The following is a 749-nucleotide window of genomic DNA, read 5'->3' on the forward strand; positions in this document are numbered from 1 at the left end:
TCGGTGGCAGCACTGAAGACGACGGTGTATTTGGTGATCGTTCCGACGGTAATCGCTCCGTCGGGCCCGACGGTCACGGCGATGGTGGCTTGGTGGTTAGACGCATCTTCCACCGTAATGGTCGCCGTACCGGCACTGACAGAGGTGATGTCGATCTTGCCGGTGCCGGAATTAACGGCTGCCGTCGCAACGGAAGGCGTATCCGATGCTGCCGTGGTTCCGACTAGGCCTAAGGTGGACAGATCATTGGCGGTGGTGCTGTCGGTGGCGGCGCTGAAGACGACGGTGTATTTGGTGATGGTTCCGACGGTAATCGCTCCGTCGGGCCCGACGGTCACGGCGATGGTGGCCTGGTGGTTCGACGCATCTTCCACCGTAATGGTTGCCGTACCGACACTGACAGAGGTGATGTCGATCTTGCCGGTGCCTGAATTGACGGCTGCGGTGGCGACGGAAGGCGTACCCGACGTTGCCGTGGTTCCGACCAAGCCTAAGGTGGACATATCATTGGCGGTGGTGCTGTCGGTGGCGGCGCTGAATACGACAGAGTATTTGGTGATGGTTCCGACGGTAATCGCTCCGTCGGGCCCGACGGTCACGGCGATGGTGGCCTGGTGGTTCGATGCATCTTCTACCGTAATGGTCGCTGTACCGGCACTGACGGAGGTGATATCGATCTTGCCGGTGCCGGAATTGACGGCTGCGGTGGCGACGGAGGGCGTACCCGAAGTTGCCGTGGTTCCGACTAG

Annotated in this window: 1 protein-coding gene; it reads right to left on the reverse strand. The window is 60.9% G+C overall.

Translation table 11 applies throughout. The features are described from left to right. Nucleotides 1–749 (reverse strand): hypothetical protein (locus tag GJ688_RS20380; protein WP_207708852.1); only part of this gene is annotated, 749 nt, incomplete at both ends.

It is taken from the genome of Heliobacterium mobile, from assembly GCF_009720735.1.
GTDB classification, from domain to species: Bacteria; Bacillota; Desulfitobacteriia; order Heliobacteriales; family Heliobacteriaceae; genus Heliobacterium; species Heliobacterium mobile.